The 527-nt window shown below is 62.8% G+C and carries 1 protein-coding gene; it reads left to right on the top strand.

Annotated features, from left to right (window positions below; translation table 11 throughout):
- Nucleotides 1-115: 115 nt before the first annotated feature.
- The coding region (locus AC1DU6_RS35715; RefSeq protein ID WP_477863364.1) for an NUDIX hydrolase at nt 116-527 on the top strand (412 nt) is incomplete at its 3' end.

Raw genomic sequence — 527 nt, 5'->3', positions numbered from 1 at the left:
GTACCGCGATGTTCGGCATCGCCTCTGCGGGCGCGTTTTTCGCCATGGCCGATGCGCAGCAAATCAGGGAAGCCACCTAAGTGAGCCGATTGAAGTGAGCCGGACGAGTGAGCCGATGCTGAAGACCGACGCGGACGCTGCGGATATCGGCGAATCCCGTCTGTACAACTCGGCTGAGTTTTTCAAACGTGCGAGGGCACGCCTGAATTTCGATGTGCCCGAGGGGCTCACGGACGCCAGCATCATTCCCGTCACCGGCGATGCCGGGAACGACCGCATGATCCAGATTGTGGCGCAGGAGCGGCCGATCCGCCCGGCCGCGGTCCTGATCGGCATCGTCGAACACGAACAACCAACCGTGCTGCTCACCCAGCGCTCCGCGCATCTCAACGATCATGCCGGACAGATCTCGTTTCCCGGTGGCAAGATCGATCCGACCGATGCCTCGCCGCTGGACGCTGCGTTGCGCGAAGCCGAGGAGGAAATCGGCCTCGATCGCTCCTTCGTCGAGCCGATCGGCTATCTCG

Source organism: Roseateles sp. P5_B10 (genome assembly GCF_056400485.1).
Note: the sequence above shows the minus strand (reverse complement) of the source record. Positions and strands in the feature narration are given on the sequence as shown.